The 15,333-nt window shown below is 70.8% G+C and carries 6 protein-coding genes; 1 reads left to right on the forward strand and 5 read right to left on the reverse strand.

Going from position 1 to position 15,333, the window contains the following annotated elements; genetic code table 11:
• Positions 1-2: 2 nt before the first annotated feature.
• Entirely contained in the window at positions 3-1,157 is a 1,155-nt protein-coding gene (locus ACPYN4_RS07115; protein ID WP_424445994.1) for an acyl-CoA dehydrogenase family protein, read from the reverse strand.
• Positions 1,158-1,390: 233 nt separating this feature from the next.
• Positions 1,391-7,606, reverse strand: a complete 6,216-nt coding sequence (gene pulA, locus ACPYN4_RS07120) for a pullulanase-type alpha-1,6-glucosidase (protein ID WP_424446054.1) — start codon at positions 7,604-7,606, stop codon at positions 1,391-1,393.
• Positions 7,607-7,809: 203 nt separating this feature from the next.
• Here pulA and ACPYN4_RS07125 point away from each other — a divergent pair, with 203 nt between their 5' ends.
• Positions 7,810-11,481 (forward strand): choice-of-anchor I family protein, encoded by a 3,672-nt coding sequence (locus tag ACPYN4_RS07125; RefSeq protein WP_424445995.1) that lies wholly within the window; start codon positions 7,810-7,812, stop codon positions 11,479-11,481.
• 72 nt (positions 11,482-11,553) lie between these two features.
• Here the strand turns inward: ACPYN4_RS07125 and ACPYN4_RS07130 are convergent, their stop codons facing one another.
• From ACPYN4_RS07130 to ACPYN4_RS07140, 3 genes are all read right to left on the reverse strand, one after another.
• Positions 11,554-12,744, reverse strand: coding sequence for a bifunctional 2-methylcitrate synthase/citrate synthase (locus ACPYN4_RS07130; protein ID WP_424445996.1), 1,191 nt, complete (start codon positions 12,742-12,744; stop codon positions 11,554-11,556).
• A 2-nt stretch (positions 12,745-12,746) separates the two neighbouring features.
• Positions 12,747-13,649, reverse strand: coding sequence for a methylisocitrate lyase (prpB, locus tag ACPYN4_RS07135; protein WP_424445997.1), 903 nt, complete (start codon positions 13,647-13,649; stop codon positions 12,747-12,749).
• Between the two features lie 157 nt (positions 13,650-13,806).
• Positions 13,807-15,333 carry an MmgE/PrpD family protein gene (locus ACPYN4_RS07140; protein WP_424445998.1) on the reverse strand — a complete coding sequence of 509 codons (1,527 nt, stop codon included), beginning with the start codon at positions 15,331-15,333 and terminating at the stop codon, positions 13,807-13,809.

Below are 15,333 nucleotides of genomic sequence, written 5' to 3' on the forward strand. Positions count from 1 at the left end.
GCTCAGCCCAGCACGCCGCGGCCGATGACCACCCGCATGATCTCGTTCGTCCCCTCGAGGATCTGGTGCACGCGCAGGTCGCGCACCACCTTCTCGATGCCGTACTCCTGCAGGTATCCGTACCCGCCGTGCAGCTGCAGCGCCTGATTGGCGACCTCGAACCCGGCATCCGTCGCGAACCGCTTGGCCATCGCGCACTGCACCGCCACGTCCGGCGCGCCCTCGTCGATCGCGCGCGCGGCGCCCTGCACGAGAGCGCGCGCCGCCTGCAGCTGCGTCGCCATGTCGGCGAGCGCGAACACGACCGTCTGCCGCTCGACGAGCGCCTCGCCGAAGGTGAACCGCTCGTGCACGTACCGCACCGCACGGTCCAGCGCCCACTGCGCACCCCCGATCGAGCACGCCGCGATGTTCACGCGCCCGCCGTTGAGACCCTTCATCGCGATGCGGAAGCCGCCCCCGACCTCCCCCAGAACGGCGGATGCCGGGACGCGCACCTCGTCGAGGATCACCTGTCGGGTGGGCTGCGCGTTCCAGCCCATCTTGTGCTCGTTCGGCCCGAAGCTGAGACCCGCGGAATCCGCCGGGACGAGGAAGGCCGTGATGCCCTTCGCGCCGGGCGCCCCCGTGCGGGCCATGACGACATAGACCGCCGCGGCGCCCGCACCCGAGATGAACTGCTTGACGCCGGTCAGGACGTATTCGTCGCCGTCGGGGATGGCGCTGGTGGTGATCGCCGCGGCATCCGACCCGGCGCCCGGCTCGGTGAGGCAGTACGAGCCGAGCTCGGTCATCGCCACGAGGTTCGGCAGCCAGCGCCGCCGCTGGTCGTCGGTGCCGAACGTGTCGATCATCCACGCGACCATGTTGTGGATCGAGATGTAGGCGGCGATCGTCGGGTCGCCCATCGCGAGAGCCTCGAAGATGGCCGCGGCATCCTCTCGCCGCAGGCCGGCGCCGCCGACGTCGTCGCGCACGGAGATCCCGCCGAGCCCCAGCTCTCCGGCGGCGGAGAGCGCGTCGAGCGGGAAGTGCTTGTCGCGGTCCCACTCCAGCGCGTGCGGCGCAAGGCGGGTCTCGGCGAACTCCCGAACGGCATCGAGGATGGCGTCGCGTTCTTCTGCGGAAAGCGTCGCCGGGATAGCGGTCATGCTCATGTAGTCACGTCCTCGTGAGACAGATAGACATCTTCGTCTGCGCCCGGTAGGGCACATTGCTCAGTCTACGTCGTCACACCCGCGCACGGCGAGGCCCCACCCCGTCCGACGCGAGACCCCGCCCACGCGCCGACCCATCCCCCGCGAGACCCCGCCCACGCGCCGAGACCCCGCGTCGTAACACGGGGTCTCGGCGTCCAGGCGGGGTCTCGGTGCCCGGCGGGATGCCGGTGTCAGCTCGCGGAGTCGACGCCCGCCGCGGCAGTCCGCCGCCGGCGGGCGGCCATGATCACACCGGCGGCGATCATCGCCAGCATCACCAGCACGAACCCGTACGGCGGCTCGGCTCCGGTGCTCGCGAGGGCGCCCGCCGGCAGCACCTCGACGGCGGCGGTGAGCGGGTCCTCCCCGACCGACGCGATCACGAGGGTGTGCGCGCCGAGGGCGAAGTCCGCCGGGATCGCGACGTCGAACGCGACCGTCCCGTCCGCTCCGGCGGCGGGGATGCCGCTCACCACGATCGGGTCGCTGTGCAGCGTCGCGGAGATGCGCTGACCGGCCTCGAGGCCGCTCACCCGCACGTGCAGTGAGCCGCCCTGCTCGACCCGGCCGTCGCCGACGTCGATCGTCGCCCACGCGCCCCCGTCGCCAGCCCCCTCGCCGCCGCCGTCGCCGTCACCGTCGCCGTCGCCGCCGCCCGGCGTCGTGGACTGCGCGTCCACGAGTACCGCGACCGTGCGCGCGGGCACCGTGACGGTACCCGTCCCGGCATCCCACGTCGTCGTCTTCACGACCGCGTCGGTGCCACCGGCCTGCGCCGCAGTCAGCGCGAAGTCGCGCCCGGCGAACGCGCCCACCTGCTGGGTCGTCGCGGTCGGCGACGCATTGAACACGACGAGAGCGCCGTCCAGAGCGGGGTCGGCGTCCGCGCCCACGACGTCGTCGATCGCCATCACGATGACGCCCGGCGTGGCGCCGGTGCCGCTGTTCGGGAAGCTGACCTTCTCGGAGATCCGCTCCGCCGAGCCGAGCTGCAGCAGCCCGACCTCCGAGCGCACGCGCAGCAGGTCCAGCGCCTGCCCCTCGGCCGCGGCGATGTCTGCCGCGGCCGGCTTCAGCGCGGGGTTGGCCAGCAGCGGGGCCATGACGCTCCACTTGGCGGAGTTGTCGGCCGACATCGGCAGCCCCGACCCGAAGGTCGACTCCTCACCGGTCCAGTCGATGCGGTTGAACCAGTCACCGGAGTTGTAGCTGTTGCGATCGAGCGACTTCGACCGCAGCAGCTCGGTGCCGGCGTGCCAGAACGACGGGCTCTGGCCGAGCGTGGCCGTCGCGAGCTCCAGCGTGTTCATGCGCACGCGATCAGCCATCGAGGTCCCCACCGGCAGCTTGAACACCGACAGGTCGTAGAGCGTCTCGTTGTCGTGCGCGTCGACGTACGAGATGACCTCATCCGGCTCGTCGGCGTAGCCGGCGGGCTGGCCGTTGTAGTCGATCTCGGAGCCCTTCTTCACCGAGCCGTCCGCCGTCGTCAGCGAGAAGTCGCGCAGGTTGCCCGCGAGACCCAGCTTGACGAGGTCGGTCTGGTGACCGAGGTCGGCGAGCGCCTGCTCGGTGGTCCCGTTGATCGGGTCGCCGTTCGGGTCGGTGCCGAGGCCCGTGCCATAGCCCTGACGGAAGGTCGACCCGCTGTCGACGGGGCTGCCGCCGTGCACGGCGTCGCGCAGGCGGTCGTTGAACGTCCCGATGCCGGTGCCGCCGAGCTGCCCCTGCGTCGCCTGCTCGAACAGGGCGTTATCGGCGACCTCGCCGAAGTTCCAGCCCTCGCCGTACAGGTAGATCGCCTCCCCGTCGACGCCGTCCTTCTCGAGCGTGAGCTCGTCGAGCGCGGCGCGCACGGCCAGCAGGTTCTCCTTCGAGTGGTGACCCATCAGGTCGAAGCGGAAGCCGTCGACCTTGTACTCCCGTGCCCACAGCACGACGGAGTCGACCATGAGCTTCTGTGCCACCTCGTGCTCGGTCGCGACGTTCTGGCAGCACGTCGAGGTCTGCACCGCGCCGTTGCCGTCGAGCCGCTGGTAGTAGCCCGGCACGACCCGGTCGAGCACCGAGGTGTCGGCTTGGCCGGCGGCCGAGGTGTGGTTGAACACCTCGTCGAGAACGACCTGCAGGCCCATGCCGTGCAGCGCCCCCACCATCGAACGGAACTCGCTGACGCGCGCACCGCCCTCGGGATTCACCGCGTACGAGCCCTCCGGCGCCTGGTAGTGGAACGGGTCGTAGCCCCAGTTGAAGCCGTCCGCGTCGGCCACCGCGCCGACGCACGCCTGCTGCTGGTCGGAGTCGGGCGGGTACGACGCGAGGTCGCACGCCGGAACGGCCTGCGCCGCGCGGTTCTCCTCGATCGTCGCGATGTCGAACGACGGCAGCAGGTGCACCGTGTTGATGCCGGCGGCGGCCAGCTGCGTCAACTGCTGCGTACCGGCGCTGTCGCGCGTGAACGCGAGGTACGTGCCACGCTCGGCGGCGGGCACCGTCTCATCCGTGATCGAGAAGTCGCGGATGTGCAGCTCGTAAATCGCCCGATCGACGGCGTTCTCGATGACCGGAGCCGGGGTCTCGGCCCATTGCTCGGGCTGCCAGGCGGGGTCGGCGAGGTCGATCGCGACCGAGCGCGTCGAGTTCGTCGTCAGGGCGATCGACGACGGATCCGTCACGGCGTTCGTCTCGATCTTCCCCGTCGTCGGAGCGTAGACCACGACCTCCCACAGGTACTCGGCACCGGCGAGGCTCTTCTGCCCGGCGACCGTCCAGGTGCCGGATGCCGCGTCGAACGCGGCCTCGTGTCGGGTCGCCTCTCCGGTTCCGCCGGCGGGCCACGTCAGCAGGGTCGCCGTCTGCGCGGTGGGCGCCCAGAGCCGGAAGGTGGGCGCACCGCCGTCGAACGAGACGCCGAGCGGCTGGTCTTCGACGGCGTCGGCGTACAGGTCGTCGAGCACGCCGGGGATCTGCACACCCGTGAACGCCACGAGCGCACCGCCCGCGTCGCGCTGCGCGACCGCGACCTGCCCGCGCAGCAGCGCGGCCACGGCGTCACGGTCCTGTCCGTCGACGTGCAGCGCGACATATCCGGACAGCGCAGGGAACCGCTCGCGTTGCGCGGCTGTGAGGCCGCTCGCGATGCGGGTGAGCGCGATCGACTCACCGCCGGTGACGGCACCGTCCGTCACCGCGAGGCCGGCCGCCGCGGACCCGTACAGCTCCCACGTCGCGGCATCCGCCTTCGCACCCAGCTCGCCCGGCCAGACGATCGTCTCGGCGTCGATCCAGTGCGCGCGCGACTGTCCCGTGCCCGCCAGCGGCGGGTCGGCCGAGATGATCTCGAGCACGTGCGTCTCGATGTCGTAGCGGAACGTGACGCGCTTGCCCTCCGTCGCCGAGAAGTCGATGTTCGCGCCGTCCTTCTGTCCACCCTCGCCGTAGTTCTCGTTCCAGGTCAGACCGTGCGTGACCTTCACCTGGTAGGCGCCCGTCGCGATCTTCGTCGTGGAATATTCGTACACGCCGTCCTTGTCGGCGTCGAACATCAGGGTCGCGAGGCATCCCGGCGCCCAGTCCGCGCGGCAGCCGACCTGCGATTGGAACGAGCCGGCGAGGGTCACCGCGGGACCGTCGGCGCTGGACTGGGCGAGCTTCGTGCGCGGGTCGAACCAGAACGTGACCGGCCCTCCCGCGTGCGAGAGCGCGATGTTCGCCCCGCCCGGCGCGCCGTTCGCGCCGTAGTTCTCGTCCCAGCCCTTCTCGGTCGCGACCTTGTACTCGTAGTCGCCGGCCGGCAGGTCCACGGTGAGCTGCCAGATCCCGTCGACCAGCGTCATCTGCGCCTGGTCGCAGTCGGGGGCCCAGTCGCCCGCGCAGCCCATCTCGGTGTTGAGCGACCCGGGAATGCTGACGAACTCGTACGGCGTCGCCTCTTCGGGCTCCTCCGGCTCGGGCTCCTCGACGAGAGTGACCCGGTTGCCGACGGAGGCGTACGTGGATGCCGCGGAGCGGTGGCCCGCGGCATCCGTCGACACCGCGCGGTACTCGATCAGCGTCCCATCGGCCAGGCCGGCGACGTCGTGGTAGACGCCCGGCGTGGTGTCTTCGGCGGTGCCCAGCGCATGCCATTCGTCGCCGCCGACGACCCGCCAGGCGAAGCTCGTCTGCCGCCAGGACTGGTCGGCGGTCGCCGCGACGGCCACCGAGCCCGACACCCCCGCGCCGGCGACCGGAACGGTGACGTGCAGCGCCGCCGCCTCGCTCGGTGCGGTCACCGTGCGGTCGGCCCGGTAGACGACCGCCGACATTGCCGGGACGGTGACGGATGCCGCGGCATCCGCGTCGCTCGTCGCGGTGTCGGACGCGCCGTACAGCCCCGTGAACGTGGCCGCCGCGGTCAGCGTCGGCACCGACACCGTCGCCGCCGAGGCGGTGTTGTTGAGCGCGACGAGGTACTCGACCTTCTCCGCCGCGTCGACGCGCGAGAAGGCGTAGACGCCGTCCTTCGCATACCGCTCGATCTGCGCCCCGTCCACGAGCGCGGGGTGCTCCGCACGCAGGTCGGCGAGAGCGGCGATGTGCCGGTAGAGCACGGCGTCGGTGTCGTAGCGATCGACGGACCCCGCCGTCGACCCGTCGATGAGGGTCTGGTTCTGGTACTCGGGCACGTCGCTGGCGAACAGGCTCTGCCGCGCGCTCTTGTCGTTGCCGGGGTCGGCGCCCGTGAAGCCCTGCTCGTCGCCGTAGTAGACGACCGGCTGGCCGCGGCTGAGGAACATCAGGTCGTGCGCGAGCTGGTCGCGCGCCTGCGCGTCGGCGGACTTCTTCAGGAAGTAGCCGATGCGGCCCATGTCGTGGTTGCCGAGGAACGTCGGCAGCGCCGTCGCCGACGAATCCGGCGTGGTGTAGCGGTCATCGCCCGCGAACAGCTTCTGCAGCACCGTCGCGTCGCCGCCCTTGGCGAAGCTCGTCGCCGCCGACTGGAACGTGAAGTCGAGCACCGAGCTCATGTCGGTGTCGCGGACGTAGGGCGCGAGCAGCGCCGGGTCGGCGTCGTACACCTCGCCGAACATGAAGAAGTCGCTCTTGCCCTTGCTGTGCGCGTAATCGAGCACCTGGGTCGTCCAGCCCTGCCAGAACTCGAAGTTCACGTGCTTGGCGGTGTCGATGCGGAAGCCGTCGATGCCGAGGTCGATCCACGTCTGGTACACCTGCGCGAAGCCGTCGACGACCGCGGGGTTCTCGGTCATGAGGTCGTCGAGGCCGGAGAAATCGCCGTACGTCGTGGACTCGCCCGAGTAGGTCGAGTCGCCGCGGTTGTGGTACAGCGTGACGTCGTTGAGCCACGCCGGCAACTTGATGTCCTTCTCGGCGTCGGCGACGACGGGCGTGTAGGGAAAGCTCGTCGCGGCATCCATCGCGGGGAACGTGTTCGTCCCGGCGTAGTCCGCGGGGTCGAACGGGGTGCCGGCGGCATCCGTGTACGGCGCGGATGCCTGGTCGATGTAGGTGTACTGGTTCTCGGCGTACGAGATGACGTCGGCGGTGTGGTTGGTGATGATGTCGAAGTAGACGTCGATGCCGCGGGCATGCGCGTCGTCGATGAGCACCTTCAGCTCGTCGTTGGTGCCCAGGTGCGGGTCGATCTGCGTGAAGTCGGTGACCCAGTACCCGTGGTAGCCGGCGCTCGCATCGGCGCCGAGGCCCTGCACGGGCTTGTTCTTGAAGCTCGGGGTCAGCCAGATCGCGGTCGTGCCGAGCCCAGCGATGTAGTCGAGGTTCTGCTGCAGGCCGGCAAGGTCCCCGCCGTTGTAGAAGCCGGCCGACGTGGGATCGAACCCGGTCGTGAGCCGGTCGCCGGCGAGGCCGCCGGTGTCGTTGCCGGCGTCGCCGTTGGCGAAGCGGTCGGTCATCACGAAGTAGAACTGCTTGCCGTCGCCGGCCTGACGCACCGGCGCGGCGACCAGCGCGTCGTCGGCGGCGGTGTAGCCCGATGCCAGGGATTCGACCTCGACCCCGATGCGGTGGCTCTCGTCGTCGTAGACGAAGCGGAGCGTGGCGGGTCCGTCGATCGTCAGGGGCAGGTTGGCGCCCCCCGGTGCGCCGTCGGCGCCGTAGCTCTCGTCCCACGTGCCGTTCAGCGCGACCTTGTACTCGTAAGTGCCGGCGGGCACGTCGAACGTCTGCGCATACTGCGACGTGCCGTCGACGGGTTCGAGGGTGCTCGCGGCGCACGCGGGGGCCCAGTCCTCGGGGCATCCGATCTCACTCTGCAGGCTGCCGACGAGGACCGGGGTGCGGCCTGCCGCGACAGAGGGAGTCGCGACGACGGCGACGGCTCCCGATCCGACGAGCAGTGCGGTCGTCAGCGCGGCGAGGCGTCGCCGGGCCGGAGTGGACAGGGTCATCGTCGACACGGAGGCTCCTGGGGGTCGTGGGCACAACGACGTGCCCGGGCTGTGGCGGTCCACCATACTGTGACCGGTTACAGTCGCGCAATACCCCGATGCGGGCAGCGCGGATGCGGTCCGTTCACCCGAACGTCACGCGCGCGCCACCCCGCGCCGATAGTCAGAGAGCATCCCCGCCCCCGCCCGACCTGAGGACACTCATGCCTTCGCCTGCCCGACGTCGTGCACTCGGTGCCGCCACCACGGCCGCACTCGTCTGCACGCTCGCCCTGACACCCCTGTTCGCCCCCGCGGCCGCCCTCGCCGCCGACGCACCCGCCGTCCCCGTCGTGCACTCCGCCGACGACGCGGCCATCTCGCTGACGCCGATCGGCACGCACGCCACCGGCGTGTTCGGCAAGTCCGCCGCCGAGATCGTCGCCGCCCACGGTGACCGCCTGTTCGTCGTGAACGCGAAGGCCGGCTCAGTGACCGTGCTCGACTACTCCGACGCCACGCAGCCGACGGAGCTGTTCGCCATCGCCGCCGACGGCGTCGCGAACTCGGTGGCTGTCCGCGCCGACGGCCTCGGCGTCATCGCGCTCGAGAACCTCAGCAAGACCGAGCCGGGCCGGCTCGTGTTCTTCGACGCGGATGCCGATGCCGCCACGGTCCTGGGCAGCGTGACCGTCGGGGCGCTCCCCGACATGGTGACGATCTCGAACGATGGCCGGTTCGCCGTCGTCGCGAACGAGGGCGAGCCCGCCGCGGACTTCTCCGTCGACCCCGAGGGTTCGGTCGGTGTCGTGGCGCTGCCCACCACCAAGACGGCACCCGCGCAGAGCGACGTCCGTATCGCCGACTTCAGCGCGTTCGAGGGCGCGAACCTGCCCGCCGGCGTCCGGGTCTTCGGACCCGACGTCGCCGCTCCCGACCAGGGCGAGCGCCCGCTCGAGGCGAACCGGGTGAGCCGCAACCTCGAGCCTGAGTACATCACCGTCGACGGCGGCACCGCCTACGTCGCCGTGCAGGAGGCGAACGCGATCGCCGTCGTCGACCTCGCCTCGGCATCCGTCACCGATCTGTACTCGCTCGGATTCAAGGACCACGGCGCACCCGGCAACGGCCTCGACGCAAGCGACCGCGACGAGGCCATCGACATCGCCACCTATTCGGGGCTGAAGGGCGTCTACATGCCCGACGGCGTCGCCTCGTACCAGGCGGGCGGGCAGACCTACCTCGTCACGGCCAACGAGGGCGACGCCCGGGAGTGGGGCTCGTACATCGACGAGGCCCGCGTGAAGGACCTCGGAAAGAAGACGCTGGCCGCCGTGTGCGCCGACAGCCCGCTCGCCGGGTTCACGGCGGACACCGCTCTCGGACGCCTGAAGATCGCGACCGACCTCGGTATCGCCGACGGCGCCACCTGCTACAGCGAGCTGTACAGCTACGGCGGGCGCTCGTTCTCGATCTGGACGACGGACGGCGAGCAGGTCTTCGACTCCGGCGACGGTTTCGAGCAGGTCATCGCCGACGCGATCCCCGACTACTTCAACTCGGGCCACGACGAGACCGGGTTCGACACCCGCAGCGCGGCGAAGGGACCCGAGCCCGAGAACGTCGCGATCGGAGCCGTGAACGGCCGCACCTACGCGTTCGTCGGGCTCGAGCGGGTCGGCGGGATCATGGTGTACGACATCACCGACCCCGCTGCCGCGACCTTCGTCACGTACGTCAACAACCGCGACTTCTCGGCCGGCAAGAAGCCGAGCGCCGCGTCGCTCGATCTGGGCGCCGAGGGCGTCACGTTCATCCCCGCCGAGCAGTCAACGACCGGCGAGCCGCTGCTCGCCGTCGCCAACGAGGTGTCGGGCACGACGACCCTGTTCGCGATCGACGACGGGCTGACCGACATCCAGGTGCTGACGATCAACGACTTCCACGGCCGCATCGAGCAGAACCTCGCGAACGGTGAGGCCGGCGCCGCCGTGCTCGCCGGCGCCGTCGACGCCTTCGAGGCGCAGAACCCGAACACGCTGTTCGTCTCGGCGGGCGACAACATCGGGGCATCCACCTTCACGTCCTTCATCCAGCAGGACACGCCGACGATCCAGGCGCTGAAGGCCGCCGGTCTCGACGTGGGCGCCGTCGGCAACCACGAGTTCGACGCCGGCTTCGCCGATCTGAAGGACCGCGTGACCCCGGGCCTCGGCGGCAGCCACCTGTCGCTCGGCGCGAACGTCTACCTGAAGGGCACGAAGACTCCGGCGCTCGACGAGTTCCGCATCGAGACCGTCGACGGTGTGCGCATCGCCTTCATCGGCACCGTCACCGAGCAGACTGCCGCGATGGTGACCCCGACGGGGATCGCGGGCATCGAGTTCGGCGACCAGCTCGAGGCCGTGAACCGCGTGGCGGCGAAGATCACTGACGGCGACCTCGCGGACGTCATCGTGGTGCTGGCGCACGAGGGTCCCGCGACGGGCTCGTGCGAGGCGGTCGCCGGTGACACCACCGCGTTCGGCGACCTCATCCGCGGCGCGTCCGCCGAGGTGGACGCGATCGTCACCGGCCACACGCACCAGTCGTTCGCGTGCGAGGTCGCCGGTCCCGGCGGCGAGCGCCCGGTGATCCAGGCGCACCAGTACGGCACGACGCTCGGCAAGCTCGACCTCACGGTCGACTCCGCCACGAAGGAGCTCGTGTCGATCACGCCGTCGCTCGTGCCCCTCGTCGTGGGCGGCCAGGCCGCCTTCGCCGCCGACCCCGCCGTCGCCCAGATCGTGACGGATGCCGTGAAGGTCGCCGACCGCGAAGGCAAGGTCGAGGTCGGAACCATCAGCGGCGACATCCTGCGCGGCGGCACGAACGGATCGGACCGCGGTGTCGAGTCCTCGCTCGGCAACCTCGTCGCCGACCTGTACCTGTGGGCGACGTCGAACGAGGACTACGCCGGCACCCCGGCGCAGATCGGGCTCATGAACCCGGGCGGCCTGCGCGCCGACCTCATCAAGGTCGGCGACGGCACCGTCACCGTCCGCGACGTGGCCAACGTGCAGCCCTTCGCGAACACGCTCGTCACCGTCACCCTCACCGGGGCGCAGCTGAAGGCCGTGCTCGAGGAGCAGTGGCAGCCCGACGGGTCGTCGCGGCCGAAGCTGCACCTGGGCGTGTCCGACGGCTTCACGTACACCTACGACCCGACGGCCGCGCGCGGCGCACACATCACGTCGATGAGCCTCGACGGCAAGGCGATCGCCGCGACCGACCGCTTCACCGTGGTGACGAACTCGTTCCTCGCCGCCGGCGGCGACAACTTCGTCACCTTCGCGGCGGGCACCGACCGCACCGACACGGGTCAGGTAGACCTGCAGGCGACGGTCGCGTACTTCGCGGCCCACGACGTCGTCGACCCGGCGCCCCTCGGTCGCGCGGTCCTCGCCTCCGGCGGCGGCGAGCTGCCGGGCACCGGCGGGCCCACCGACGCCGAGCTGGGTGCCGCGCTCGAGGGCGCGACGATCGACTACGGCTCCGGCCGCGTCGAGCAGGGAGACGCCTTCACGGTGAACATCGCCGGCTTGCTGCCGGGTCAGCAGATCGCGGCGACGCTGTTCAGCGACCCGATCGTGATCACCGGCATCCCCGCCGCGGGGACCGACGGACGGGTCTCGTTCACGGTCACCGTGCCGACGAACCTCACCCCCGGCGCGCACACGCTCGTGCTCACGTCGGGCACCGGCGAGGTGCGCCTCGCGGTGACGGTCCTGGCCGACGGCACGCTCGCCGCGACCGGCGGTACGTTCCCGATCGGATTCGTGACGGTGCTCGCCGCGGTCGCCCTGGCGCTCGGCGTGCTCGCGCTGCGGCGCCGGCGCGCCGACGCCGCGGCCTGACCCGCGACGCTACGGCGACGGCCCCCGGATGCCTTGGCATCCGGGGGCCGTTCCCGTTCTCGCGCGGGGAGCTCAACCCTCGGCTTCGGCGGCCCGCAGCGAGATGGCGGAGGTGCCGACCTCGTCGACGAAGCCCTCGATGTGCCGCTCGTCCGGGCCGACGTAGGCCGACAGCGGGCGGATGAGGGCGTTGGATGCCGCCTGCTCCATGATGTGGGCCGTCCAGCCCACGACGCGCGCCGCGACGAACAGCGGCGTGAAGGTCAGGGTGTCGAAACCCATCAGGTTGTAGGCCGGGCCGGACGGATAGTCGAGGTTCGGGTAGATGCCCTTGCGCGCCACGAACTCGCGCTCGAGCGTCGTGTACAGCGCCTCCACGTCGGGGCGGTCGTAATGCGCGATGAGGGTGTCCAGCGCGGCCTTCATCGTCGGCACGCGCGAGTCGCCGCGCTTGTACACGCGGTGGCCGAAGCCCATGATCTTGCGCTTCTCGGAGAGCGCGCGATCGAGCCAGGGGACGACGTTGTCGGCATCCCCGATCTCGTCGAAGATGTGCAGCACGGCCTCGTTCGCGCCGCCGTGCAGCGGACCCTTGAGCGCGCCGATCGCGCCCACCACCGCGGAGTACAGATCGCTGAGGGTCGACGTGATGACCCGCGCCGTGAACGTCGACGCGTTGAAGGAATGCTCCGCGTACAGGATCATCGAGCGGTTGAACGCGTCGACGACGACGGGGTCGGCCTCGGTGCCGAAGGTCATCCAGAGGAAGTTCGCGGCGTAGTCGAGGTCGTCGCGGGGGGCGATCAGCTCCTCGCCGCGCCGCCGCCGCTGGCCGTACGCGACGATGGCCGGCAGCGCCGCGAAGAGGCGGATGCTGCGCTGCAGGTTCTCCGCCGGCGTGCCGCCGGCGTCGAGCACCGACCCGGTGCCGGCGAGGTCGCGGGCACCGAGGACGCTGACGGCCGAGCGGATCTCGTCCATCGGATGGGCATCGAGCGGAGTGAGGTCGATGACGGCCTTCACATCGTCCGCGAGCGCGCGGTGCTGCCGCTCGGTCCGGCGCACCTCGGCGAGCTGGTCATCGGTCGGCAGCTCGCCGTTCCACAGCAGGTACGCCACCGCCTCGGCGGGCTGGGTCGCGGCGAGCTCGTGCACGGGGTAGCCGCGGTAGAGCAGCGAGTTGGTCTCGGGGTTCACCTTGCTCACCGACGTGACGTCGGCGACGACCCCCGCGAGCCCCTTGTGGATGTCCTGGTCGGGCATGCTCACTCCTTCGTGATCTGAAAGTTGAAGACGTTCGTGTCGAAGTGGTTGTACGCCGCGTAGTCGAGCAGGTCGTACAGGTCGGCGCGATGCTGCATCTGGCCCAGCTGTGAGGTCAGGTGCCCCTCGTCGTTCAGCGTATCCAGCGCGCGGCCCGCCGCGCCCATCGCCATCCGCAGGAGGGACACCGGCCAGATGACGATCTGCACCCCGGCATCGCGCAGCTGGTCGACAGCGAACAGCTCGCTCTTGCCGAACTCGGTCATGTTGGCGAGGATCGGCACGTCGACCGCGTTCGCGACGGCCTCGAACTCGCCGAGGCCGGTCATCGCCTCGGGGAAGATCGCGTCGGCCCCGGCATCCACCAGCGCCTTCGCGCGGTCGATCGCGGCATCCAGCCCTTCCACGGCGCGGATGTCGGTGCGGGCCATGATGAGGAAGTTCGGGTCGCGGCGAGCGTCGACGGCGGCGCGGATGCGCTTGAGGGCGGTGTCCTCGTCGACGACCTGCTTGCCGTCGAGGTGCCCGCAGCGCTTCGGGTTGACCTGGTCCTCGATGTGCGCACCCGCGAGGCCCGCGTCTTCGAGCGTCTGGATCGTGCGGGCGACGTTCATCGGCTCGCCGAACCCGGTGTCGGCGTCGATGATGGCGGGCAGCTCCGTCATGCGGGCGATCTGCTGGCCGCGGCCGGCGACCTCGGTGAGGGTCGTCAGCCCGATGTCGGGGAGGCCCAGGTCGGCCGAGAGGACCGCGCCGGAGATGTAGACCCCGTCGAAGCCCTTGCGCTCGATGAGCCGCGCGGAGAGCGGGTTGAACGCGCCCGGGAACCGCAGCAGCTCGCCCGCCGCAAGCCGTTCCCGGAGGATCCGCCGCTTCTCGGCGGCCGGCGTCTGGCTGTACAGCATCAGCACCCCTCCTTCGCAACCGGGCCCCGTGCCCAATTCAGTCTGCCCGCCGCCCGCCGCACGCCCGGCCCGCGGAAACCCGCGGCTGCGTCGCCCCGCTGCCCGCACGGAGACTGAGTTAGGCACAGAGCGTGCGCGGCACCGGGTGCGCCGCGCATCAGAACAGTCCCTTCGGCGTGGCGACGGATGCCAGGACGCCCGCCTTCGCGACGATGTTGAGCTCCTGCACCTCGGCCGCCGTCAGCTCGGGCAGGCGCTCGGCGAGCGCGAGGAAGCGCTCGATCTCGGCCGGCTCGAGCACGGGCTCGGCGAGCAGGCGGAACTTGCGGATGTAGTCGGCGCGGGCGAAGGGGCGCGCGCCGAGCGGGTGCGCGTCGGCGACGGCGATCTCATCGGTCAGGGTCGAGCCGTCGGTGAGGCGGATCTCGACCCGACCGCCGAACGCCTTCTCGTCGGGGTCTTCGGAGTGGTAGCGGCGCGTCCACTCCGGGTCCTCGGCCGTCGTGATCTTGTGCCAGAGGGCGACGGTGTCGGGGCGCGACGCGCGCTCGGGCGTGTACGAGTCGACGTGGTGCCACCCGCCGTCCTGCAGCGCCACCGCGAAGATGTACGGGATCGAGTGGTCGAGGGTCTCGCGAGAGGCGAAAGGGTCGTACTTCTGCGGGTCGTTCGCCCCCGAGCCGATGACGTAGTGCGTGTGGTGGCTCGTGTGCAGCACGATCGAGGCGACGATCGCCGGGTCGGTCAGCTCGGGGTGCGTGCCGTGGAGCTTGCGCGCCAGGTCGATCCACGCCTGGGCCTGGTACTCGGCCGAGTGCTCCTTCGTGTACGAGTCGAGGATCGCGCGCTTGGCCTCTCCCGGCGCCGGCAGCGGCACGTCGTAGCGCGCGTCGGGACCGTCGAGCATCCACGCGATGACGCCGTCCTCGCCTTCGTAGATCGGGCTCGGCGACGTCTGGCCACGCATCGCGCGGTCGACCGCCTCGACCGCCATCTTTCCGGCGAACGCGGGCGCGTGAGCCTTCCACGTGGAGATCTCGCCCTTGCGCGACTGCCGGGTCGCGGTCGTCGTGTGCAGTGCCTGCCCGACGGCCTGGTAGATCGTGTCGGCGTCGAGGCCGAGGAGTGTCCCGATGCCGGCGGCGGCCGACGGACCGAGGTGCGCGACGTGGTCAATCTTGTGCTTGTGCAGGCAGATCGCGCGGACCAGGTCCATCTGGATCTCGTAGCCGGTCGCGATGCCGCGCACGAGCGCCGCGCCGTCGGCGCCGACGTGCTGGGCGACCGCGAGGATCGGCGGGATGTTGTCGCCGGGGTGGGAGTACTCCGCGGCGAGGAAGGTGTCGTGGTAGTCGAGCTCGCGCACCGCGACCCCGTTCGCCCACGCGGCCCACTCCGGGCTCGACACGGTCTCGTTCGGCTCGCCGAAGAGCGTCCCGCCGTGGCCGCCGCGGGAGACCGGGTGGTCGAGCGCCTGCGCGCGCGCCGCGACGACGGGACCGCGGGTGAGGGATGCCGCGGCCACCGCCGCGTTGTCGATGACGCGGTTGATGATCATCTCGACGACGTCGGGTTCGACGGCCACCGGGTCGGCGGCGACCTCGGCGATCTTGTACGCGAGCTGGTCCTCGCGGGCGAGGTTCTCTTCGCTCCGGTGCACACGGACGTGGTGGATGACGGTCAT

It is taken from the genome of Microbacterium sp. CH-015 (assembly GCF_049707015.1).
Classification (GTDB): Bacteria; Actinomycetota; Actinomycetes; order Actinomycetales; family Microbacteriaceae; genus Microbacterium; species Microbacterium aurum.

Bases quoted from the DNA above. Each gene is read 5' to 3' on its own strand.
- ACPYN4_RS07125 (WP_424445995.1), top strand. From the start codon at position 7,810: ATGCCTTCGCCTGCCCGACGTCGTGCACTCGGTGCCGCCACCACGGCC.
- ACPYN4_RS07140 (WP_424445998.1), bottom strand. From the start codon at position 15,333: ATGACCGTCATCCACCACGTCCGTGTGCACCGGAGCGAAGAGAACCTC.
- ACPYN4_RS07115 (WP_424445994.1), bottom strand. From the start codon at position 1,157: ATGAGCATGACCGCTATCCCGGCGACGCTTTCCGCAGAAGAACGCGAC.
- ACPYN4_RS07130 (WP_424445996.1), bottom strand. From the start codon at position 12,744: ATGCCCGACCAGGACATCCACAAGGGGCTCGCGGGGGTCGTCGCCGAC.
- pulA (WP_424446054.1), bottom strand. From the start codon at position 7,606: ATGACCCTGTCCACTCCGGCCCGGCGACGCCTCGCCGCGCTGACGACC.
- prpB (WP_424445997.1), bottom strand. From the start codon at position 13,649: ATGCTGTACAGCCAGACGCCGGCCGCCGAGAAGCGGCGGATCCTCCGG.